Origin of the sequence: Rhodopirellula europaea 6C (assembly GCF_000338295.1) — a bacterium.
GTDB classification, from domain to species: Bacteria; Planctomycetota; Planctomycetia; order Pirellulales; family Pirellulaceae; genus Rhodopirellula; species Rhodopirellula europaea.
Genome location: NZ_ANMO01000211.1, coordinates 156,545 through 179,094, shown reverse-complemented (window position 1 = coordinate 179,094; position 22,550 = coordinate 156,545). Strand labels below are relative to the sequence as shown.

General features: G+C 55.8%; 15 protein-coding genes. 8 read left to right on the top strand and 7 right to left on the bottom strand.

The window, feature by feature from the left end; genetic code table 11:
* Window positions 1-57: 57 nt before the first annotated feature.
* Together RE6C_RS21920 and RE6C_RS21915 are read right to left on the bottom strand one after the other, a co-directional pair.
* Complete coding sequence (locus RE6C_RS21920) at window positions 58-1,134, bottom strand: ABC transporter ATP-binding protein (protein ID WP_008660166.1); 1,077 nt, start codon at window positions 1,132-1,134, stop codon at window positions 58-60.
* The gene (locus RE6C_RS21915) at window positions 1,131-1,610 is read right to left on the bottom strand and encodes a hypothetical protein (protein WP_236618420.1); all 480 of its coding nucleotides are present in this window, start codon (window positions 1,608-1,610) and stop codon (window positions 1,131-1,133) included. The genes RE6C_RS21920 and RE6C_RS21915 overlap by 4 nt, the downstream gene beginning before the upstream one ends.
* A gap of 460 nt (window positions 1,611-2,070) precedes the next feature.
* Here RE6C_RS21915 and RE6C_RS21910 point away from each other — a divergent pair, with 460 nt between their 5' ends.
* From RE6C_RS21910 to RE6C_RS21890, 5 genes are all read left to right on the top strand, one after another.
* Window positions 2,071-3,153 (top strand): sensor histidine kinase, encoded by a 1,083-nt coding sequence (locus RE6C_RS21910; RefSeq protein WP_390175927.1) that lies wholly within the window; start codon window positions 2,071-2,073, stop codon window positions 3,151-3,153.
* 215 nt (window positions 3,154-3,368) lie between these two features.
* Window positions 3,369-7,607: an FtsK/SpoIIIE domain-containing protein gene (locus tag RE6C_RS21905; protein WP_008660158.1), complete on the top strand. Its 4,239-nt coding sequence runs from the start codon at window positions 3,369-3,371 to the stop codon at window positions 7,605-7,607.
* Between the two features lie 30 nt (window positions 7,608-7,637).
* Window positions 7,638-8,000 carry a hypothetical protein gene (locus RE6C_RS21900; protein WP_039962954.1) on the top strand — a complete coding sequence of 121 codons (363 nt, stop codon included), beginning with the start codon at window positions 7,638-7,640 and terminating at the stop codon, window positions 7,998-8,000.
* A gap of 180 nt (window positions 8,001-8,180) precedes the next feature.
* Window positions 8,181-11,969, top strand: coding sequence for a DUF1553 domain-containing protein (locus tag RE6C_RS21895; protein ID WP_039962953.1), 3,789 nt, complete (start codon window positions 8,181-8,183; stop codon window positions 11,967-11,969).
* Window positions 11,969-13,276, top strand: a complete 1,308-nt coding sequence (locus RE6C_RS21890) for a DUF1501 domain-containing protein (RefSeq protein ID WP_008660153.1) — start codon at window positions 11,969-11,971, stop codon at window positions 13,274-13,276. The genes RE6C_RS21895 and RE6C_RS21890 overlap by 1 nt, the downstream gene beginning before the upstream one ends.
* Window positions 13,277-13,337: 61 nt before the next feature.
* On the opposite strand, the gene RE6C_RS21885 is transcribed toward RE6C_RS21890, so the two are convergent.
* Window positions 13,338-13,955, bottom strand: a complete 618-nt coding sequence (locus tag RE6C_RS21885; RefSeq protein WP_008660152.1) for a hypothetical protein — start codon at window positions 13,953-13,955, stop codon at window positions 13,338-13,340.
* Between the two features lie 276 nt (window positions 13,956-14,231).
* On the opposite strand from RE6C_RS21885, the gene RE6C_RS21880 reads away from it, so the two are divergent.
* Both RE6C_RS21880 and RE6C_RS21875 read left to right on the top strand, forming a co-directional pair.
* Window positions 14,232-15,287 carry an NHL repeat-containing protein gene (locus RE6C_RS21880; protein WP_008660151.1) on the top strand — a complete coding sequence of 352 codons (1,056 nt, stop codon included), beginning with the start codon at window positions 14,232-14,234 and terminating at the stop codon, window positions 15,285-15,287.
* A 6-nt stretch (window positions 15,288-15,293) separates the two neighbouring features.
* A complete protein-coding gene (locus tag RE6C_RS21875; RefSeq protein ID WP_008660148.1) occupies window positions 15,294-16,205 on the top strand; it encodes an NAD(P)-dependent oxidoreductase in 912 nt (303 codons plus the stop codon).
* Window positions 16,206-16,262: 57 nt separating this feature from the next.
* On the opposite strand, the gene RE6C_RS21870 is transcribed toward RE6C_RS21875, so the two are convergent.
* The 4 genes from RE6C_RS21870 to RE6C_RS21855 are packed head-to-tail and all read right to left on the bottom strand — an operon-like array spanning window position 16,263 to window position 20,702.
* On the bottom strand, window positions 16,263-17,675 hold the full coding sequence (locus RE6C_RS21870) for an MBOAT family O-acyltransferase (protein ID WP_008660146.1): 1,413 nt from the start codon (window positions 17,673-17,675) through the stop codon (window positions 16,263-16,265).
* Window positions 17,672-18,763, bottom strand: coding sequence for a hypothetical protein (locus RE6C_RS21865; protein ID WP_008660144.1), 1,092 nt, complete (start codon window positions 18,761-18,763; stop codon window positions 17,672-17,674). The genes RE6C_RS21870 and RE6C_RS21865 overlap by 4 nt, the downstream gene beginning before the upstream one ends.
* Window positions 18,760-19,710 (bottom strand): CDP-diacylglycerol--serine O-phosphatidyltransferase, encoded by a 951-nt coding sequence (gene pssA, locus RE6C_RS21860; RefSeq protein WP_008660141.1) that lies wholly within the window; start codon window positions 19,708-19,710, stop codon window positions 18,760-18,762. The genes RE6C_RS21865 and pssA overlap by 4 nt, the downstream gene beginning before the upstream one ends.
* The gene (locus RE6C_RS21855) at window positions 19,707-20,702 is read right to left on the bottom strand and encodes a phosphatidylserine decarboxylase family protein (RefSeq protein WP_008660140.1); all 996 of its coding nucleotides are present in this window, start codon (window positions 20,700-20,702) and stop codon (window positions 19,707-19,709) included. The genes pssA and RE6C_RS21855 overlap by 4 nt, the downstream gene beginning before the upstream one ends.
* 124 nt (window positions 20,703-20,826) lie before the next feature.
* Between RE6C_RS21855 and nadB the strand changes: the two genes are divergently transcribed.
* Window positions 20,827-22,509, top strand: a complete 1,683-nt coding sequence (gene nadB / locus RE6C_RS21850) for an L-aspartate oxidase (protein WP_008660139.1) — start codon at window positions 20,827-20,829, stop codon at window positions 22,507-22,509.
* Window positions 22,510-22,550: the final 41 nt, after the last annotated feature.

Sequence of the window (22,550 nt, the reverse complement as noted above, 5' to 3'; positions counted from 1 at the left end):
TCATTTTCGAAACAGATAGCGTCGGAATCGCCGCGACGCGCAAAGAGGGCGTCGTCATCAAGACGACGCTATGGGGACGGGAGCACCGGCTTGCTGAACCAATCGCATGAACGTGTCTTCCAACGTGTGGCGGTGCGGTTGCAACGTCACGATGGATCCACCCATCCCACGCACCAAATCCACACTCGCGTCGACATCCGCTTGATCGTCGCAGTTCAATTGCACTCGCCAGAGGTCTTTGGTTCCTTGCGAACGTACCAATTGCCACGCCGCGTCAGCGGGCATCATCGGCTGCAGTTGTTCCTGCAGCTCGTCCAGAGTGGATCGTTCCAGGTCGATCTCCATGTGGATTGTCAATTCCGATGTCGCTGCGTTCAACCCAGGTCCGCTGAGGTTGTCGATCGGTCCGGAGGCGAGCACTCGGCCTTTTGCCATGATTGCCAGATGAGTGCAAACCAATTCGACTTCGTGCAAAATGTGACTGTTTAGAAAGATCGTTTTGCCCGAATCGCGGAGCCGCTCGATCACGCGTCGGACTTCCGATCGTCCGACCGGGTCCAATCCATCGGTCGGCTCATCCAGCACCAACAAATCTGGGTCGTGCATCAAGGCCTGCGCCAAACCCAAACGTTGCAGCATCCCCTTGCTGAAGCGCCGAACCGGCTCGCGATCTCGACCGTCCAGACCAACCAACTTCAACAGTTCATCGCTGCGATTTCCGATCGTCGTGCCGTCCAATCCGCTCAACCGTCCGTAGTATTTCAAGGCCGAACGTGCGGTGTGATGACGGTCAACTCGTAAAGATTCCGGCAAATACCCGACTCGCCGACGAGCAGCGGCCGAACCAGCGGGCAATCCAAATAGGCTGGCGGATCCGCCGGAAGAACGAATGACGCCAAGCAAAATTTTGATCAGCGTTGTCTTGCCGGCACCATTGGGGCCCAGCAAACCAAAGACCTGACCGGCATCCGCTTGAAGAGTGACGCCCGAGAGCGCGTGGACGTGAGAAGAACGCAACCAATTTCCGCGATAGACTTTCTGCAGACCGTTGACGGAAATGATCGTGCCAGAAGTCCCTTGCCGTTCGTCGGAAGCGGGTAGATCCTCGGTCGGTTCTGCGATGATCGAGCTCACGCCAAAAGATTCTTCAGCGTCAGCAGGAACAAGGTCAATGCAGCCATGGCAATCATCGCCGCCAGTAGCAGTCGATTAGCAGGGTGGTGCCAGGACGGGCCGCTGACTTCGCGGTCGTAAAGACTGCGAAAACCTTCGCGTTCCTGTGGAGTGTCGAAAACACCGTCCTCGACCAATTCCTGCAATCCGAACTGGATCTGGTATTCGACTACACCGAATACATCTTGACGGTGGTGTCCTTCATCAACACCTTTGGCTTCGAAGTACCAAAGCTGGTTGCCGAATTGATTATCCGTTTCGGCGCGATCATCGACGCACGCCAAGCGAATGATTTCGCTGTTTTTTGGACAAAACTTTGCTTTCGCGAGCGCACGAACCCCGTCTAAACGGACCTGCTGGAGCGTTCTCTCGGAATACTGTCGTTGCTGCGTTTCGGCACGCATCATCCTAACTCCGCGTGGCAATGAAGAAGACACTTAGTCTTCGATGGTTCATTATTGCCGGTTGGGCAACCGCCGTCATGGTCGGAGTCAGATTTTTGAGGAAGTTTTGCCCCATTTTTGGCCTCAGCGAATTTGTCCCACCCATCGGAGCGACATCAAATCAAGCCTCATCCTGACTGATCGATCGCTCACTGGACGCAGTTCTTTCGCAGTTCTTAAACCTCAAACCCGATAAACTTTCACGACGTGTAGCCGAAATTAGCTGACGCTATGGTGAAGGCCGATTTGTTGCTAACGTTGAAATAGCCGCACACTCGCGCTTGATCTCGTTTGGCAGCCCTGACCGGCAACAACGTTTTCCAAAGCTGAAGTTCGTGTGACAACGCTGGCTTGAGGCACCGGACCGGGGCGGCGACTGGTGAACGCCCGTTTGGGTGATTCGAACCGAAGCAACCAAGTGTCCGGTCCGATTCAATTTCAACCTGCAAAGGACATGGCTATCGTCACGCCGATCTCACACCGCCCGCTGACTTTACGAACCCCCGTCACGCTGGGTGTCGTTCTAATCGTATTGGTCGTCCTGCTGACCGCGGTCTGGATCAGCGGAACGGTTTGGGGCGCCGTCCGAAATGACTCTACCTCGGGGATGTTTTGGGTGATGCTGGGGGCCGGTGCGCCGCTGCTCGTCGCGATTTTGGCCGGAGTGATCGCCTACCTGACGCTTTCGGTCAAAGCATTCAACCTCAACCGTCGCCAATCCAACTTCATCGATTCAGTCACGCACGAATTGAAAAGCCCCATCGCGTCATTGAAGCTCTATCTGCAGACCATGACCCGACACGATGTCAGCGTGGAACAACAGAAGGAGTTTCACTTGATCATGCTGGAGGACGTCGAGCGGCTCGACAGTTTGATCAATCACCTCTTGGATGCTGCCCGGGTCGAACGGGGCGGCGAGGCGTACGAAGCAAGCGATCTGTGTTTGGAGACAGTCCTTTCGAAATGTGCACAAGGCGCCTGCGTGCGGTACAAGATGCCACCCGAAACCGTTCGCGTTCACTGCCCCGCGATCCACGTGCACGCTCCGGTCGTGCAGATCGAAATCCTATTTCGCAACTTGATCGACAATGCGATCAAGTACGGCGGATCACCTCCCAAGGTCGAACTGACCGCGGTTTGTTCTCCTTCGGGCGATGTCACTGTGTCGGTCCTGGACAATGGCACCGGGATACCAGCGAACTTGCGAAGGAAGGTGTTCGGCCGATTTGTTCGTTTGGGAAGTGAATTAGAACGAAGCAAACAGGGCACGGGGCTGGGATTGTACTTGGTTCGCAACATCACTCATGCTCTGGGCGGTCGCATCAATATCCAGGACGGCCATTGGACGGTGGCAACTGAAACGGATCATTCCGATCGAATCAGTGCAGAAGCCGAGGAACGATCTCGAAGCAGTCAGGAATCTTCCAACAATTCAGCGACAACTGGCAATCGCGGTACACGCGTGGACGTCACGCTTCCTAACGGAAAGATCGTGAAAACGGAACCCGCATCTGATGATCCATCACCGCAAGATTGACATCTTGTCTTCTGGATTGTTGCGTCAACATCGTTGTCGAACTGGCAATCCACTCTGCCGATCGATGTCCACAGTGCACGAATACGCGACCATGAGGGAACTTTTCGTGAATCAATGTCACGCATTTTGACCGCTCAAACTTCAGCCTTTTTGTTTTGTAGCCAGCAACCTCTTTGGTACCACGCAGCGGTCCAGCTTGGGTTAAAATCGAATCCATGAAAGACTCTGCTGTTTCGCCTGCGCTGCTGTTTGCTCCGGAACGCCAACGCCGTCTGCTTCATGGATTGATACAACGCGTTGCGGCGTCTCGAGAGGAACACGCACGACTTGTTCGCCAACAAGGTGACCAACATGCGGACATCGAACAAAAGCTCGCTGACCAACTAGCCGCAGTCAAACAGGACTGCAAAGCTGATCGGCTTAGCACTCTCAAGCAGTGGGACGCTGCTCAAGAAGAAACGATCGCAGCATACGAGTCCGCAACGCTGCATACCCGCGACGAGCTGCGTCGTTGCTCAGCAAGATTCCGACGCCAATTGGCAGAGGAAGAAGCGGCGATCAATAACAAAGTCGAAAAACGACTGATCGCGGTCAAGAATCAATATGACGCTCGCAAAGACCAGCCTAAGAAGCTTGCACTGAAGGAGCATCACCAACTCGACACCGCTCTCGCGGAATCGAATGAGGACATCGAGTGGGCACGTGCTCTGACCATTCGCCGGTTGAACCGTCTGCTTGATACTCAAACACCGAATGACCTCTATGCGGAATTCGGCGAGTCGAAACCTGCCACTGTCGAACATGCACTGGATCTGATTCGGCGGCAAAACCGACGGTTAAAGTCCACTGTGGCCGAGATGCAAACTGGTTTTGCCGCTCACGTTGTCGACGCAGTTTACTACCTGCCGTCACTCGTGGCGGTACTTCTGGTGCTGTTCGCCGGTACGTCAATCCTGATGAAGGCGGAACCGCTTCTTCACTACTTGATCGGTTCGGTCGTCGTCGCTGGATTGATCGGCTTTACCTGCTATCTGATTCTGATGTGGCCGTTGCGACGGATGACACGCTCCCTGCATCCGACTACAGAACGTATCAGACTGGCATCTCACGACGCTGTGGTTCAAGCCAAACGAATCTCAACCGCAGCGGCGAAAAAAGCCAGTCTTGAACTCATCCAACAACGTGACGCTCATATTAAAGAGGCCCATCAATGGCAAGAAAGCCAACTGAAGGCTCTGCGTGAAGATCTCGCAGCGAAGCAGGCCGCCGAAGAAACCCGGCTCAACGAACAATTGCAACGTATCGAGCAACAGTTTCAAACGGGATTCAACGAGCTACAGCAAACGATGCGAGAACGTGCGGAACAAACCGCTGACGCGATCTCGCAAAAACTCAGCCAATCCGATGCCGCGGCGGGACAAACTTTGCAGGCCGTCGTGCAGCAACATCAGCATACGTTGGAATCATTGGCCCAACGTTTGAACACCGGCATGCACCGCGGTATGACACGGATATTGGCGGCCAATGACCTGGTCGAATATCGACATCCTCATTGGGACGAATTGCTCTCCGATCCTCCACCACTGCATCCCGGCATTGATTTTTTGCCGATCGGATCGCTCCGATTGGGCAATCGCCTGAAAAAGCAATTTGATTCGGCATTGGGATACAACGCCAGGCACCTCGCCGAAACCAATGGGCACGGGAACGACGAAGCCGACATTCTCAATCGGCTGCAGGTTCCAGACACGATGCCGATTGCGATGCATCGTCGCCGGCATTCCGGCGTGATCATCGAGGCACCGACGGCGCACATCGAAGATGGGATCAAGATCGCCCACCAGATTCTTTGGCGTTTGCTCTCTGCCGCCCCGCCAGGCAAAGCTCGTGTGACGTTGATTGACCCAGCGGGCCGTGGTCAGAACTTTTCCAGTTTCCTGGCCTTGGCGGACCATGATCCGAGCCTGATCCATCACCGCGTCTGGACTCAAGGTGACCAAATCACGGCACGAATCGCTGACATTGGACATCAAGCCGAGAATCTCTTGCAGTCTTGCCTTCGCGATCAATACGAACGTCTGGAAGATTACAACCAAGTCGCCGGTTCGCTCGCCCAACCGTACGAAGCCATCGCAGCAGTCGGCTTTCCCGATGGATTGTCCCGAGAAGCCTACTCGCATCTGGGTTCTTTAATTCGCAGCGGCATCCGATGCGGTGTGTTCGTCATTCTGGTCGTTGATGAGAAACACGAATGGCCGGAAGACATGCCGATGTTTGATCACCCGAATTTGTTGCGATTGAAATACGGCGAAGCCGGCTTGGACTCCGGCGAAGAAGCCGCTCGCAAAGATCCGTCCGTGGCGTTCGATGGACTGGATCGATCCAGTCTGAACAGCGAATTACCGGCGGCCGACTCAGCCGGCATCATTCCCATCGCCTCTAAACGTCGAGTTCGCTTGCTCGACGAAGGCATCACAGCCGGCCATTGGCGATTGCTCAACGCTGGACTGGACGAATTCGAGTTCTGGCCTGCCCCGCCACCCATGCCTCAAGACCGCTCGGCTTTGATCAATCGAATCGGACGCCTCGCACAGGAAGCTTCCCAAGTCATCGTGCCGTTGACTTCCCTGCTCCCCGGCGAACAACTGCCCAGTGCGGACAACACGTCTAGCTCTGCGGATGGTTTGGAAGTGATCATCGGCAGCTCTGGTGCGGGACGCAATCGATCCTTGGACCTGGGCGAAGGCGTTCGCCAACATGTTTTGATTGCAGGTAAAACCGGCTCGGGAAAGAGCACCTTGCTGCACAGCATCGTGACATCGGGCGCCGCGATGTATCAACCCGATGAATTGCAGTTCTATTTGCTGGACTTCAAAAAGGGTGTGGAATTCAAAATCTACGCCGACGCCAAACTTCCACACGCTCGAGTGATCGGGATTGAGAGTGAACGCGAATTTGGACGGAGCGTGCTGCAACGTTTGGATTCCGAAATGACGACGCGAGGCGAATTGTTTCGTGCGGCTGGTGTGCAAGAGGTCGGATCTTACCGTCGGGCTTGCCCGAATAAATTGATGCCACGGTTGATGCTGGTCGTCGACGAATTCCAAGAATTGTTCACGCGAGACGATTCGTTGGCGGCCGACTGCACCGCGTTGCTCGACAGATTGGTTCGCCAAGGTCGCTCGTTTGGCATTCACGTTGTCCTCAGCAGTCAATCGCTGGCCGGCGCAAATAGTCTGCCGCGAGCGACGTTGGGTCAGATGGCCGTTCGCATCGCCATGCAATGCAGCGAAGCGGACGCGGCATTGATCTTGTCCGACGACAACACCGCCGCTCGCTTAATTTCGCGTCCTGGCGAAGCGATCTACAACGACGAAAGCGGCTTGGTCGAAGGAAACCAACCTTTCCAAGTCGCTTACCTGGAAAGTGCGGAACAAGTCCGACTGCTCAACCAGCTAGCCGAACGTGACGAATCGTGGACGCAAGAGCTCGGCGCCTCGGTCGTCTTCAAAGGCAACCGCCCCGGACGATTCACGGCGGAAATGGCGCGAGAAGTCATCGCGGAATCTAGTTCCTCCGACACGCTGGTCGGATTGCTCGGGGAAGCAGTCGAACTCGGGCCTCCTTGCGCATTACGGTTGCAAGCCAACACCGGTCGCAACGCTGTGCTGGTCGGGTCGGCTCGTAATCGCCCAAGCATTCTGGGCAGCATCATCGCTTCGGCAAAGGCTCATCGACCCGACATGTCGCTGATCCACTTTGATGGCTCCCGTGCCGAAGAAGGTGATTCGACGGCCGATTGGATACAGCACAACCCACAACTCGGCGGTCAAATCGTGCGAACGCGCGACGCCGAAGCGGCGATGATCCAGCTCTCGCAATTGGTGGACGCACGACTTGGCAAGACCCCCGCCGATTCGCCTGAAGATCACGACGCCTCGTCCACTGCAACTGCCTTCAGTTTGGATTCCGGCGGAACGTTGGTGTCAGCGAAAAGTGACAAAACGGAGGAACCACCGATCGCGGAGCTACCTGACAACGACGAGACACCGATTCTTGTCGTCCTCGATGGGCTCGACCGCTTCCGCGATTTGCGGCAGCCTGAATCGATGAACTTCTCGTTGGATGCTGCCAGCCAAATATCCGGCTGCGACGCTTTTCAATCTGTTTTGCGAGAAGGCCCCGCAGTCAACATATTCGTCGTCGTGAGTCTTCCGTCCGCCGAGACACTCAATCGTTGGTTGCCGCGTCAAAGTCATCACGATCTGGAACTGCGTTTGGTTGGAGCTCTCAACGCTGGCGACTCATCTATGTTGATCGATTCGCCCGCCGCAGCGGATCTGTCAGCCGCGACGATGATTTTGTACGACGATTCCGATGGTCGAATGACAAAATTCCGGTTGTGTGACCCGCCGACGTCGGGAGAATTGATGGCGTTGTTGAATACCAACTGATTCCAAATTCTCTCAGTCCAGGAAGTTCGTTTGGCCAAGTGTGATGAAGGGTATCGCTGCGAAGTCTGCGGCGAAGATGTAATGTCGATCGTGGACAGCGATCTGTATCTTCGCTACGTCATCGGGCAATTGGATCCCGAGAAACTTCACGTGTCGCCCGAACGCCACATTCGCTGCAATCCGATCCTCGCTCAGTGCATCCGTGACGCTCGTATTCCACCAATCGAATTGGAAGGGCCGTTCGCTCTTTCCGAACTCGACCCTGAGCACTCCAAAGAGATGATCGATTTGGTGACCCGAGGCTATCAACGCTTGTGGGAAATCAACTCGGAAGAAGGCGACCGAGACGTCACCGACTATCCATTGCCTGAAGTACGAGCCCGCTACCAATAGCGAGTTAATTGCTGACGGATTAAGCCGCATCCGTGATGCGCCCGATGCGATCGCGTCATCGAGAGGTAGCGGCGGTGATCATCACGCTGAAGTGCGCACGGGGGGACCGGATAGTCTATAGTGGGTGCGTCGATCTGACAGATCGGCCCCTCCCGCCTCCCCATCCCACCCCGAATTGCCATGTTTTCGTTTGGAATCACAACGAGAGCGTGTGATCACGCTTGGTCGCGCAATAACGCGCGCCGGTGTTGTATCAACGTTGCCAGTTTCGCTGCCCTGATCGCGGCACAGCTTCTTTCCGTGTCAGCGTTTGCTCAACAAACGAGCCTTAGCGAAACGGTGGCGGCATTGGACTTCACCAAGCTGGAATCAACTCCAACCTCCCAGCCGGACATCCGCGCTCACGGTTCCATCAAGTGGAACGTCCCTGGACCGTTGCCTCCCGAATACGCGGAAGCTCAACCCGGCAACCTGTCGGCTCAATTTCATGGCAAAGGCGAACGCTTGGTCATCGATGATCCAGGCAGCGGTTCGCAGTGGGATTTTGAAAACGGAGACGCGTTGTCAATTCAAGCCATCGTCAAGATTGACGAAATTGGCGAAGGCCAAAACGTCTACATCATCGGCAAGGGACGGACTCACGAGAAGAAGTACGCATCCAACAATCAGAACTGGGCAATGCGTTTGCGGCAACTCAACGGCAGCAGCCGGATCAGCCTACTTTTCGCAACACCGGAAGTCTCTGGCAATACACCTTGGCACCGCTGGACGTCTAGCGAAGGCATCGAATCGACCGCGACCTGGAATCACATTGCAGTCACCTACCGATTCGGCGAACCCAAAAGTGTCCGAGCTTGGTTGAACGGAAAGCCGGTCGCCGGGAAGTGGGACATGGGCGGACCAACAAAGAAGAACCCTATCGTTGATGACGCTCCGGTTTGGATCGGTTCGTCCATGGGAGGTCAGCATTCATCCAGCTTCCGAGGCTGGATCGATCAACTGACCGTCTCTCGCAAATTGCTTCGAGACGAGGATCTGAAAGATTGCTGGAATCCTCCGCCTCCACCGCGTCCCAAACCACCGGAAATGTTGCTGTCCCCTGGCAAAGTCACTTGGTGGTGGAAGGACGACATCCCGACGCACACGAAATGGCCCGTCGTCAAAGCCGACGAAGGTGAATCGCTTTCCATCGAAGCTCCCATGCTGCTTTCGCGGTTGCCGCAGAAGTACGACTCGCACGGCATTCGCGATTCTTATTCGAAAGCCGTCTACCTGCGTGTGGGAACTGAACTGTCGATTCCCGCGGGCGACCATCGATTTCTAGTTCGCACGCGAGGTTTGTCTCGGCTTTGGATGAACGACGAGGAAATCGCAGCGATCGGCCCGCAGAACGGACGTACCGATGGGCACAACCCAGTCGAACCGTTGCCGGAACGACCGGGGCCCGGGTTGAGGCGTCTGGCATATGGGGTGCAAGAAACAATTGCCGAGCACTCTGTCAAAAAGAATGGCAACAAAAGACTCATTCTCGAAACGATCGTTGGCGGCACTCGATATCGAGCGGAACCCGATGAAACCATGGTCGCCGTGCAGTTGAACGGAACGGGGCCGTTCTGGTTGCTTGCATCTGACTTCGGAAACGAAGAAACGCGTCAACCGATCACCGACGCAGTCATCGACAAGCAATTGGCAAAAGTCGAATCGATTCTCGATGCACACGACATTAGCACTCGGCGGCGTCGTGCCGCTGCACACAATGACTATTGGGACGAACGTCACGCGAGAGCGAATGAGTGGATCGAGTCACTTGCCGCAGTCGAAGTTCCGACCGTGCCAAAGAACTCCAACCAGGCTGCTCACTCCATTGACCGATTCCTGACCGCAAAGATCGAAGCGTATCGAAACAACGCGAAATCGATCGACGCGAACACTGAAACCCAAACTTTGTCGCTGCAAGCACAATCGATTTTGCGGGAACGTTGCTTCCGATGTCATGACGAGGACAGCGAAGGCGGTTTGCAATTGAGTTCCGCCGAAGCGATCCATGCGGGCGGCGATTCTGGTGAAACGCTTCTGGTTTCCGGCGACCCACACGCTGGCGAATTGATGCGAAGGATTCGCTCGCCCGACGAATCAGAACGGATGCCTCCATCGGAGGCAATTCCCGACGAAGAAATCGCGATCCTCAGCCGTTGGATCTCCGCAGGTGCGACTTGGTCCGACGAAACAAACACCGTCGAAATAGCGGATGCGGAATTGGTCGATGACGAATCATTCGTCCGCCGCGTCTACTTGGACTCGATCGGAGTGCCGCCAACGGAATCGCAGTATCTCGCATTCGTCACTGACACCGCCGAAAACAAACGTCAGCGTCTGATCAAAGTTTTGATGCAGCGAGATGAGGTCGCCGATCACTGGGTCAGCTTCTGGCAAGACTTGCTCGCCGAGAACCCCAACTTGTTGAAACCTTCGCTCAACAACACCGGGCCGTTCCGGTTCTTCTTGCACGATTCATTGATCGACAACAAACCAATCGACCGAATGGCGACAGAACTGTTGATGCTGCATGGCAGTCGCTACGAAGGCGGCAGCGCCGGATTCGGGATGGCGGCCGACAATGATGCTCCCGAAGCAACACGTTGCATCGTCGCCGCTTCAGCCTTCATGGGGATGAATTTGCAGTGTGCTCGATGCCACGATTCACCTTATCACTCCACGACCCAAGAAGACTTGTACTCACTGGCAGCAATGTTGGCTCGAAAGGAACTGAAGGTCCCCGCGAGCAGCAGCGTTCCAGCCGCATTCTTTGAGGACCATCCTGGCCGAGCCTCCTTGATCCAGGTCACTTTGCCACCCGGCGAAGCGATTGAACCGAATTGGCCCTTCAGCGATCTCGTCGATACCTCGCGACTGGATCGATGGATGCGGGAACCTTCCGATGCCCGTGAAAAGCTGGCGGTCGCTGTGACGACTCCGGAGAACCCTCGCTTTGCCAAGGTCATCGTTAACCGCGTTTGGCAACGACTGATCGGTACCGGTTTTGTCGAGCCGCTCGGTGATTGGGAAAAAGCGACACCCAGCCATCCGGAACTGCTGGAATGGTTGTCACGAGATTTTGTTGCCAGCGACTATGACTTTCGAGAGTTGGTTCGCACAATCATGCAAACCAAGGTCTATCAACGCGAAGCCGTCGGCCAAAACGATCCAGTCAATTCGGCCAATCGTTTCTTCGCGGCCCCCGATCGTCGCCGCATGTCGTCCGAACAAATCATCGATTCAATGGTGGTTTCGTCAGGGCGCCCCTTGGACGTCGAACCACTGACGTTCGATCCCGAAGCCCGCCGACCGCCACAAACCATGATTCATTTGGACGCTCCCGAACGAGCGTGGGAGTTCACGACGTTGTCCAATGAACGCGACCGTCCCAGCCTCGCGTTCCCGCGTGCGGGCGTGATCGTTGATGTGATGAAAACATTCGGCTGGACCGGTTCGCGGCAATCGGCTATCGATCGCCGAGACGAAGACCCGAACGTGTTGCAACCCGGCGCGGTTGGGAATTCCGTCTTTGCATCCTGGACGGTCGCGGCCTCAGAAGACAGCGAACTAGCTGACTTGGCCGTGCAATCGAATTCGGCAGATTCGCTGACCGAATCACTGTTCGTTCGGTTTTTGTCACGCCAACCTACCAAAGACGAACGCGAACTCTTCGCGAATGTGCTGAGTGATGGCTTTGATGACCGGATCGTTCCGATGTCTCACCGCCAGCGTGCAGAACCACTCCCGGAACTCGAGCATGTCTCTTGGTCCAACCATTTGGCCGACCGTGCCAACAGCATCAAACTCGAACTAGAACAGCGAGCCGTTCACGGCGATGCCCCCGATTCACGATTGCGTTCGACGTGGCGTCAGAACTACGAAGACGTCATTTGGTCTTTGCTCAATTCCCCCGAATTCATCTGGATCCCCTGATGTTGCAATCTCGACGAAGTTGGCTGCAAAACGTTGCAGCAGGCGGCACCGCCATTGCCGCGTCATCCGCTGGCGTGAATGGATTGTTGCGAGCCAATGAATCAAAGGCCGCCACGCCATTCGGAAAAGCCGAACACGTCATCTCGATTTGGCTTGGTGGCGGCATGGGGCAGATCGACACGTTTGATCCCAAACGATTGGGCGACCAAAAGGCTCGAAAACCGGGTTCGCTGTACAAATCGATCGACACGGCGGTTTCCGGAGTTTCCGTTTGTGAACACCTGCCACGACTTGCCGAACGGATGGATCGTGTCACGGCCGTGCGTACGGTGCACCATGACGTGATTGATGAACACGCGGCCGCGACCAACCGAATGCACACCGGTCGTGTTGTGACAGGAACAGTCACCTACCCGTCACTAGGCAGCGTCGTTGCACACGAACTTGGTGCAGCAGATTCCAGCGTTCCGCCGTACGTCTTGATCGGCTATCCCAATGTGACTCGCGGCCCGGGATTCCTGGGTGCATCCAGTGGTTACCTATATCTGACGGATACCAGCAAAGGACCGTCCGGATTGTCACTGCCGCACGGGATCGATGCCGAACGTCAATCTCGACGCGAGCAACTGCTCAGTGCAACAAGAGCATCGGCACGACGACGCTACGAAAATGATTCGGCTGTCGCAAACTACGATTCGGTCATCGAACAGTCGCTGCGATTGTCAGGTCCGGAGTTCGGAGAAGTGTTCGAACTGGAAAATGAGAGCGGCCAACTTCGCAATCAATACGGAAGCGAATTTGGTCAACGATGTTTGCTGGCTCGACGCTTGGTCCAGCGAGGCGTTCGGTTTGTGGAAGTGTCTCACAACCTGAACTTCATCAACGGCACGGGGTGGGATGTCCACAACGATGGTATCAACAAACAACACGAGCTGATTCGCGACCTCGATACCGCTATGTCCACGTTGATCGATGATTTGGAAAAGCACTCGATGCTGGACAAAACCCTGATCATGGTTTCGTCTGAATTTGGACGCCCACCAGGCTTCGACGCCGGCGGCGGTCGCGGCCACCAAGGCAAGGCTTTCACCTGTGTTCTGGCCGGTGGCGGCCTGAACCACAGCGGAGCCTACGGACTGACGGACGAACTCTCGCAAAACATCGTCGAATCGCCCGTCAGCGTTCCGGATCTATTCGCCACCGTTCACGCATCATTGGGGATCGATCCCCAAAAACTGCTTTATGACGGCGACCGTCCCATTCCAATCACTGACAACGGCAAACCCATCGAATCATTGCTTGTCTGACCGATTTGCCGATGACCATGACAGCGTAACAGGCCCGGACTTCGATCCGTTGGCAAAACCACTATCTTTGGTTTTCAACTTCTTCTGAAGTTACGGGCTCCGAATCGTTTCCAGAATCGTTGTTGTCGTCATCGTCGGGTTGGTCGGCCGCGGAGGAATCATCTTCTCCGCTCGGTTCGTTAGGCGGTCCGCTGCCGTCCGCGGTATCCATAGGAGCTTCCGAATCTCCCTCGATTGCGTCCGGATCAATGACAATGGTCTGCTCATCAGTCACCTTCTTGGGCTTCAACGAGTGGCGAACAAACAACCAATCCTCACCCTGCTTTCGATAGACCGCATACAGTTTATGCGAATTCACAATCATGCCACCCATCCAATGAAACACCTCGACGTACTCATCGCCCTCTTCATAGGTATTAGAAGGTTCTTTTCCCAACACCTCTCGCACGTCGAGATTTGACAGAGTCTTGTTGTCCGCCAGACTTTGAAACTGCGCCTCGGCGACCTTGTCAAAGCCAGCTTGAAGGTTCGCTGGGGCGACGAAGGTTTCATAGCAGAATGCCGCAAGTACGACGGCAATCACGATAAGTGTGATGAACAGCCCCTTGTGGCCACCTCCACTGCTCTTGGGCTGAGGTGAAGAAGGTTGGTTCGCTGAATCTTGAGGTGTATCTGACACTGGGGCCGCCTGTTTTGATGAATGAGAGCGAGTAACTACCGATTAGCCTACGTTTTACTACAGCTTTCGGTGGTTGTGGAACTCATTGCAGCCATCCTCGCGATTTACGATCAACAAACCACTGAACTGTCCTCCATCTCAATAGCGGCCTGCCTCCTTCGGTGCTGGAGTCAACTATTCAACACCCAGTCGCTAAACTACCGACCGTGCCATTCATCCGTCACACCTGTTTCATTGCCGTTCCTCAAAAGCCTCCTTTCTTGCACCGAGATTCTCATGACGTCGTTTCCGTTTCGTAGCTGTTCGTTGGTGGTGACCGTCTACACGCTGGTATTGTTTGCCAACAACGCGACAGCTGGCGAGATGCCTTCTCTACCGGTTGAGGTCCTAATCGGTCCAACCGACCCCGCTCCCGAGGAAACGCCCGATCCTGGACCGTTGCGGACGCCTTTTGCTGTCGAATTCGACTCGCAAAATCGCATGTGGATCGTCGAGTTCGATGGCGGACGCGTAATGCGTTGCGAACCCAATGATTTTAGCAACCCTCACGTGATCGCTGGTCCCGAATCGGCAACTGAACCCAACGCACTTGGATACGTTGATGGCCCCGCCCGATCGGCGCGATTCAACAAGCTGCACAATTTAATGATTGACTCAAACGACGTGCTCTATCTGTCCGATCACGCCAATCACTCGGTTCGACGATTGATGGAAAGCGAGGACGGTAAGTGGGTCGTCGACACTTACGCTGGAAATGGCAAACGCGGTCCAGCCGTAGACAATGTTGATCGCCGCGACGCAACGTTTCACGAACCAATCTCGGTCACACTCGATGTGAAAGACAATCGGTTGCTGATTGCTGACATCGGAAACCAAGTCATTCGGTCGCTCGACCTATCGTCGGGAATGGTATCCATCATCGCTGGCCAAAAATCTAAGCTCAAAGATCCGCGAGCGGTGGATTTGGACGGCGAGCGTAGACTGCTAGTGTTGGAACGCAATGGCAACCGTTTGCGACGCGTCGAATCAAACGGCGACATCACGACGCTCGCTGGCAGTGGCAAAAAAGGAACCGCCGACGGGGATGCGAAACAGGCCAGCTTCAACGGGCCCAAACACATGGACGTGGCCCCGGATGGACGCGTTTACATCGCCGACGATGTCAACCATTTGGTACGGGTTTACGATCCAGAAACCGACGTCGTGCAGACGCTGAATCTAGGCGATTACACACTTCGTCGACCGCACGGTGTTTGCGTTCGCGGCGATCAACTTTACATTGCTGACAGCTTCAATCACCGCATCTTGCGAATTCCTCTTCCAGCAAAGTGAAAGCAAATGGCCGACGACAAATCGCTCCCGAAAATTGGATGGGTTGGAACGGGAGTGATGGGGGCCAGCATGTGCGGCCATCTGCTCGACGCCGGCTATGAAGTCACCCTGACAACTCGAACACTCGCGAAAGCAGAACCGCTTCTGACTCGCGGGGCAACTTGGGTGAAGACACCCAGGGCGGTCGCGGAAAGCAGCGATTTGATCTTCACGATCGTCGGTTACCCCCACGACGTTCGCGATGTCATTTTGGATCCTGAAACCGGAGTCCTGGCGGGCTGCAATCCAGGCAATGCGATCGTTGACATGACGACCAGCCAACCATCGCTGGCCGTTGAAATCGCCGAAGCCGCGGCTCGCCGAGAAGTCGACTCGCTCGACGCTCCCGTATCCGGCGGTGACACGGGTGCAAAAAATGGAACGCTATCCATCATGGTCGGTGGCAGTGGCCGAGCACTCATGAAGGTGCAGCCTTGCCTGGAATTGATGGGCAAGACCATCGTCCATCAGGGCGGTCCCGGTGCGGGCCAGCACACCAAAATGGTCAATCAGATCTTGATCGCAACCAACATGATCGGTGTTTGCGAGGCGTTGGTCTACGGACACAAAGCCGGCTTGGACTTACCGACGGTTCTGCAATCGGTCGGATCCGGTGCCGCGGGAAGCTGGTCACTGAACAACTTGGGACCGCGAATCATCGACAATCAATTCGATCCCGGCTTCTACGTCGAACATTTCATCAAAGACATGGGAATTGCACTCGCCGAGTGCCGAGCAATGAATCTTTCGACGCCGGGATTGGCTCTGGCAGAACAGCTCTACCAGGCCGTTGCGGCACAAGGGCATGGACGTGACGGAACGCATGCTTTGGCACTCGCTATCGCGAATCTTTCGGGAATCGATTGGCTCAAACGGTGAACATTACAGTGACCCAAACGGCATCGGGTTGAACGCTAGCCGATTGGGATGTCTGGTTCAGAACTGAAAGTAGACAAACGGCCGAAATCCCCGAGGGGCATACAGCACCAACGCCCAAATCATCATGGCGGTCGCCACGGGACTGAACCACCGATCCGCCGGCAAACGCATCCACCGACGCCCGTGAGTACGCCAAACCAGGTGATCGACAACCATGCACGCCAGTGCCAATAGCGGCAATGGCGGCAGCCACAGGATTGTTCCAGCCACCGACCATGATTCGGTTCCGGGAACAGCTAGCGGCGTCGTGCGACCAATCATGCCGCGATAGATCACCATCGCGTTTTCAAACGATGTCGCGCGGAACAGAACCCAGCCGAACAAGACAACGCTCATTGTCGCAAGCCATCCTGCAAATCTCGGTAGCCGCAGTCGACTGCATCGAGCCACGATGAGTGCGATTCCGTGCCAAACGCCCCAACTCACAAAGGTCAATGCGGCTCCGTGCCAAAGCCCACCGAGAGTCATGGTGATTAACAAATTGCGATTGGTGTTCCAAGTCGTGCCGCGTGATCCGCCCAACGGAATGAAGAGATAGTCACGCAACCAAGTTGACAAGGTGATGTGCCAGCGTCGCCAGAATTCGCTGACCGATGTCGATAGGTATGGATGACGAAAGTTGACCGGGAACCGATACCCGAGCATCTTTGCGATTCCAATCGCCATGTCGCTGTAGCCGGAAAAGTCATAGTAGATCTGCCCCGCATAAGCCAACACGGCCAGCCAAACCGTCACCGGGTGATAGAGTTCCGGCCCCGCGAAAACGCCATCGACCAAGTCGGCCAGATGATCGGCGATCAAGACCTTCTTCACCGCCCCCCGTAGCAACTGCTGGGCTCCGTTGTACATCCGCTTGGAATTCCAATTCGGAGTCACCGCCAATTGCGGCAACAGGTGCGCCGCACGAACGATTGGTCCAGCCACCAACTGCGGAAAGAACGAAACGTACAACGCGAAATCAAGCACGCTGCTTGTTGGCTTCATCTTTCGACGGTAGACATCGATCGTGTAGCTGAGCGTTTGAAAGGTGAAGAATGATATTCCCACCGGCAACACGATGGGCAACGTTGACGCATCCAAACCAATCGCTCGCACCAATGGTTCGGCGGTTTCCAAGAAAAAATTGAAGTACTTGAACAGGCCCAGCATGCCGAGGTTGACGGTCAAGCTGCACATCAGCCAACGCTTGCGAATCGCGTGGACTTCACTCGCCACAATCTTCTTGGCGACGACAAAGTCCACCGCTGTCGAAAGCAACAACAACCCGCAGAAACGAATGTCCCAGTAGGCGTAGAAGTAGTAGCTGGCCAGCAACAGAAACGCGTTGCGTGCCACGCGACCGCGAAGCGTCCACGCAATTGACACCACCAGTATCAAGAAACATAGGAATTCCAACTGCGTGAAGTTCACTCGGCCACTCCGGGTGATTCATCCGGGAGTTTTCGCGATTCTGCATCTCGCCAATGTTTCGCAAATTTCAACGCAATCAGTTGGTATCCGACCGCGTTGAGGTGCCCGTTTCCAAACCGGCCATTGTGGAAGCCATGTGGAAATACCCCACTCGCAACCGAATCTCGAAACGTGTCACGACAATCGATGACTTCGAATGAATTCGAATCCGCGTTCCGCTCGACAATGCCCCAAAGCTGATCGTCTGGATCATCCACGCGAAGCTTGCCGTCCATGACCAAGGGGCACCGAGGTGCGTAGACAATCCAAATGGGCGTTGTTGCTGCAGCGCGAATCGCGTTGAGGTTGTCGATAATCCAGCCTTCCGCAGCGACTCGATCCGTTTCTTTTTGAAAGGTCACGCGAGTCGGCTGCGCGGTCTTCGGAATGGGGCCAACGCGGAACCTCAGTCGACGACGCTCGGTTGTCTGCGGATCAGTCAACAAGTTTCGTCCGGCATGAATGGCCAAGTCCGGCGCCCAATTCGCCAGCCTACTTGTCGCGGAAAGGTCCACTGAGTCGACCGAGGCTGGAGCATCGGAGGACTCAACCGTCCCCATCAGATCAACCATTTCGCACAGCAATAGAACGTGCCCGTCCACGTTTAGCTCTCGCTCAACCAACGGCATCTGCCGCCTCCACGAGCCAGCGTCATCGCCGCTGCTGGCCAGCGGTAGAACGCGCACGTCCAAACCGTTCTGCTCACCGCTTACCCCACGTTCACCAAGCGAACTTTCGAGCTGATACCACAACTTGTCCGCGTCGGCGACACTGACACCTTCCGCTTGCGAATCGCCCCAAAGTGCGAGGGTCAGAACTCGCGTGCCATCGGATTCGGGCATGTCGGTCCTGCCCATCATCCCGTGCGGGCCAACTGACGTGGTGGCATAACCTTCCGCTCGCCATCGATAGGCTTCGCCCGGTGAGAGCACGACACGTTGCCGAACGTCATCGAACGTGCGTGCCACGTAGCTGCGCACAAACCATGGCGATGTCGCTGCGATGATCAGGGTGCCCAACGACAGACCGATCAACCAGCGAGCAATCATCCGCCTTCTACCGACGAAGCCGACGTCGCGGGTTTTGAATTGCGTTGCAGCAACGAACGGATCGGCGACATGAACGCGAAGTAGCAGAACACGACGGGAAGCGCGACCCAGTGAAGCAGGAACAAACCAACCACCGCAAACAAGGCTTGTCCAATTTGGTGTGGTGCCCGCCGTCCGCGAACCAACTGCGCGAACACGTGTGGGTACTCGTATCGAGACACCATCAAAAACGCCAGCACTAAAGCCAGTGTTGGAATCACATAGTGCGATGCATCCAGTGCAAGCCCAGCCATCGAATGAATCCACTCGGGATAGGCTTCTCCGACCGAGAAGTCGGCCAAATCCGGAATCGCAATCGCAAACGCCGCGATCGTTCCTGCGGCGGCCGGCGATGGCAAACCTTCGAAACCCTCGTGGTCATCATCCTCGGGCGTTTCAACATTGAAACGTGCCAATCGAATCAGCACGCACAAGGCGAACAACACTCCGATGCCCCAAGTCAATCGTTGCAGCAACACATCGCTGATTCGCCACACGATCACCGCGGGGGCGACCCCGAACGTGACCGCATCGCACAACGAATCCAGCTCCGCGCCGAATTGACTGGCTTGCCCGGTCAGCCGAGCCGCCGAGCCATCCAAGGCGTCAAACAACATGCCGCCAAAGATCAACAAACCGGCGGCAAACAGTTTGGACTCTGGCGTCCAATCCAACGATTCCGTGCTAACCGCAATCGCGATAGCAGCCAATCCGCAGACGCCGTTTCCAAGCGTTAACAACGTCGGCAACACCGCCAGCGTCAGACGCCGCTTCTTACCGCGTCGCCGCTTGCGTCCAAACTTTGATCGTTCAGCGAATCGATCCTCTTGCATGAGGTCTGATTCGTCATCGAAGCTGTCGTCGTCTTGAATTGGCAGTCTTGGTTTCAGTTCGCTCATTTCGATCAACCTTGTTGATAGCGGGCGAACACCGTCGAGCCGGCACACACCTTTTCGCCGACTTGCGCCACGATCTCGAGGGCTTCGTCGCGAGGAATCACCAGCTCGGTTCGCGAGCCTAGTTTAATCATTCCGAACATTTCTCCGCGCTGCAAAACGTCGCCCACGCGAGCCCAACAAACAATTCTTCTCGCAAATTTACCGGTGATCTGCCGAATGCGGACGATACGGCCTCCAATTTCCGGACATTCCAATTCGACGTCCATGTTTTCGTTCTCTTTGGTCGATTCGGAACGCAGCACGTTCAGAGATTTGCCCGGACGATAGCGAACCCGGATGACTCGTCCCGGCATCGCGATCCGATTCGCGTGCACGTTGAACACTGACAGAAAAATTCCAAAGCGTACCGCGGCCCCAATGATCGGATCATCAATTTCGACGATCTCCACCAACTTTCCATCCGCTGGCGAGACAACGGTGCCGATCGTTTCCGGCACTTTGCGTCTGGGATTTCGAAAGAACCAAGCGACCAAAGCAGCGACCAAAACGAACGGAACGGCCAGGGGCCACCAGAACCACCCGGCGAAGATAGCCAAGACGAGCGAGGCCGCTGTCGTGATGATCAGTTCGGCTAACCCAACCCGCACAAACGGAAGCGATTCTCGCCACAGGAACGGGTCGTCGGCGTCTGCCCACCAATAACTGTCTTGGTTGCGATAGTATTTCATGTCTCGCGAATCGACCGGTTCGAACGGCAACTCGCCGCGATGGCCTTGGCGGCGATCCCGCATTTTCGCCACGTACTTGGGGCGAACCGCGTTCAACCAAGCTCGCCGGAGCCTGCCCCACGCCAACTCGATTGTCATCACCACTCCGCCACCGGGCTGGATCGATTTCAGCGCTGGGTCCATGGCTGGCTCGTCCAACATCGCCGCATCAGAAGACGGCGGGATTGGATCGTTGAGCGGGACGGAAGCGTTGGAGGACAAATAGCTGGCCATGAATTCAATATGAAAGCCAAAAACGACGGCTTGGCAGGGGGCCGGTCAGCGTGAAGCGTACTGGTTACACTGTGAAACTGTCGAGAACACTCGCACTCGAATTTGTTACCCCGTTGGATGGACGATGATCACACCCCGGTATCTTTTGCCGTTTGATTCGCGAAGAGCCCTTCATCGTTTCACAGACGTCCTGGTCATTGGCGGTGGTTTGGCGGGTTTGCGAGCGGCCAACGCGGTGGAACCGAACCTGTCTGTTCTGGTTGTGACCAAAGACGAGCTTCGTGAGTCCAACAGCAACTACGCACAAGGCGGCATCGCCGGCGTCTTGGATCCCGAAGATTGTTTCGACGATCATATCCGAGACACATTGATCGCGGGTGGCAATCTCTGTGATCCCGCCGTCGTCGCGCGAGTCATTCACGAAGGCCCAAGGCGGATCGAAGAACTGATCCATTGGGGAACCCAGTTTGACAAAAGCGAAGGCGAACTTGCTCTCGGCCGAGAAGGCGGGCACAGCCACGAGCGCATTGTCCACGCCATGGGCGATGCGACCGGACGCGAAGTGATGCGAGCCGTGATCGCACGTTCACGCGAAGCCGCCAACATCGACATCTGGGAAAACGCTTTCACGGTCGATTTGCTCAGCCAAGAAGGTCGCTGCCACGGCGCGATTATCGTCACCAGCGATGGACGACCGACGATGGTGTGGGCCAAGGAAACAATTCTTTGCACCGGCGGAGTCGGCCAGGTTTATCGCGAATCGACCAACCCGCCCGTCGCCACCGGTGACGGAACCTCGCTGGCCTATCGAGCCGGCGTGGAACTGAGAGACATGGAATTCATTCAATTCCATCCGACCGTTTTGTACATCGCCGGTTCGTCTCGTTCATTGATCACCGAAGCGGTCCGTGGCGACGGAGCTTACCTTCGTGATTCGACCGGCCATCGTTTCATGCCCGACTACGACTCTCGCGGTGAACTCGCGCCTCGGGATGTGGTCAGTCAATCGATCGTCAATCAGATGAACGAGACCGCGCATCCGTGCGTGTATTTGGACCTTTCTCACCTCAACGCGGAACACGTCCGAGCTCGCTTCCCAGGAATCGCGGAGACTTGCGGCAAGTTTGGTTTGGACATCGCCACAGATCGCATTCCGGTCCGTCCAGGTGCTCACTACATGATCGGCGGAGTTCGAGTCGACATGCTGGGACGAACCAGTCTTCCTGGATTGTGGGCAGCGGGTGAAGCAACCAGCTCCGGACTGCACGGTGCAAATCGATTGGCCAGTAACAGCTTGCTCGAAGGATTGGTATACGGTGCTCACGCCGGAGAAGCGGCCAGTCGTTCCGCAGCGGAAGGCCCACATAAAATGGTTGCTCGCCGCATCCAACATGCCGACCACACGCTCAACGAATCGTTCGATGTCGCCGACGTCCGTGTGTCACTGAAAAGCCTGATGGGACGATTGGTCGGCGTTCAAAGAGATGCCGAGGGACTTCGCCAAGCCGACGGTCAAATCCGTTCGTTGGCCGCTTACGTGATGCGACATCAATTCAACAGCGTCGAAGGTTGGGAACTACAGAACCTCTTGCTGACCGCTCACTGCATGGCCTCGTCAGCACTGGCTCGGACCGAATCACGCGGCGTTCATCTTCGCAGCGACTTCCCCCAACCGGACGATGTGAACTGGCGTTGCCACCTCAGCATTCAAGTCGATGTCGACGGCGGCATGCCGCGAAAAGGCGAACCGATGACATCGCCGATCATCTTGCGTGAAACCAACGAAGCGGACTCGACCGCGGACTGAATTGCTCGTTCAATCCTCGTCTGAACGATCTCAAACGAACC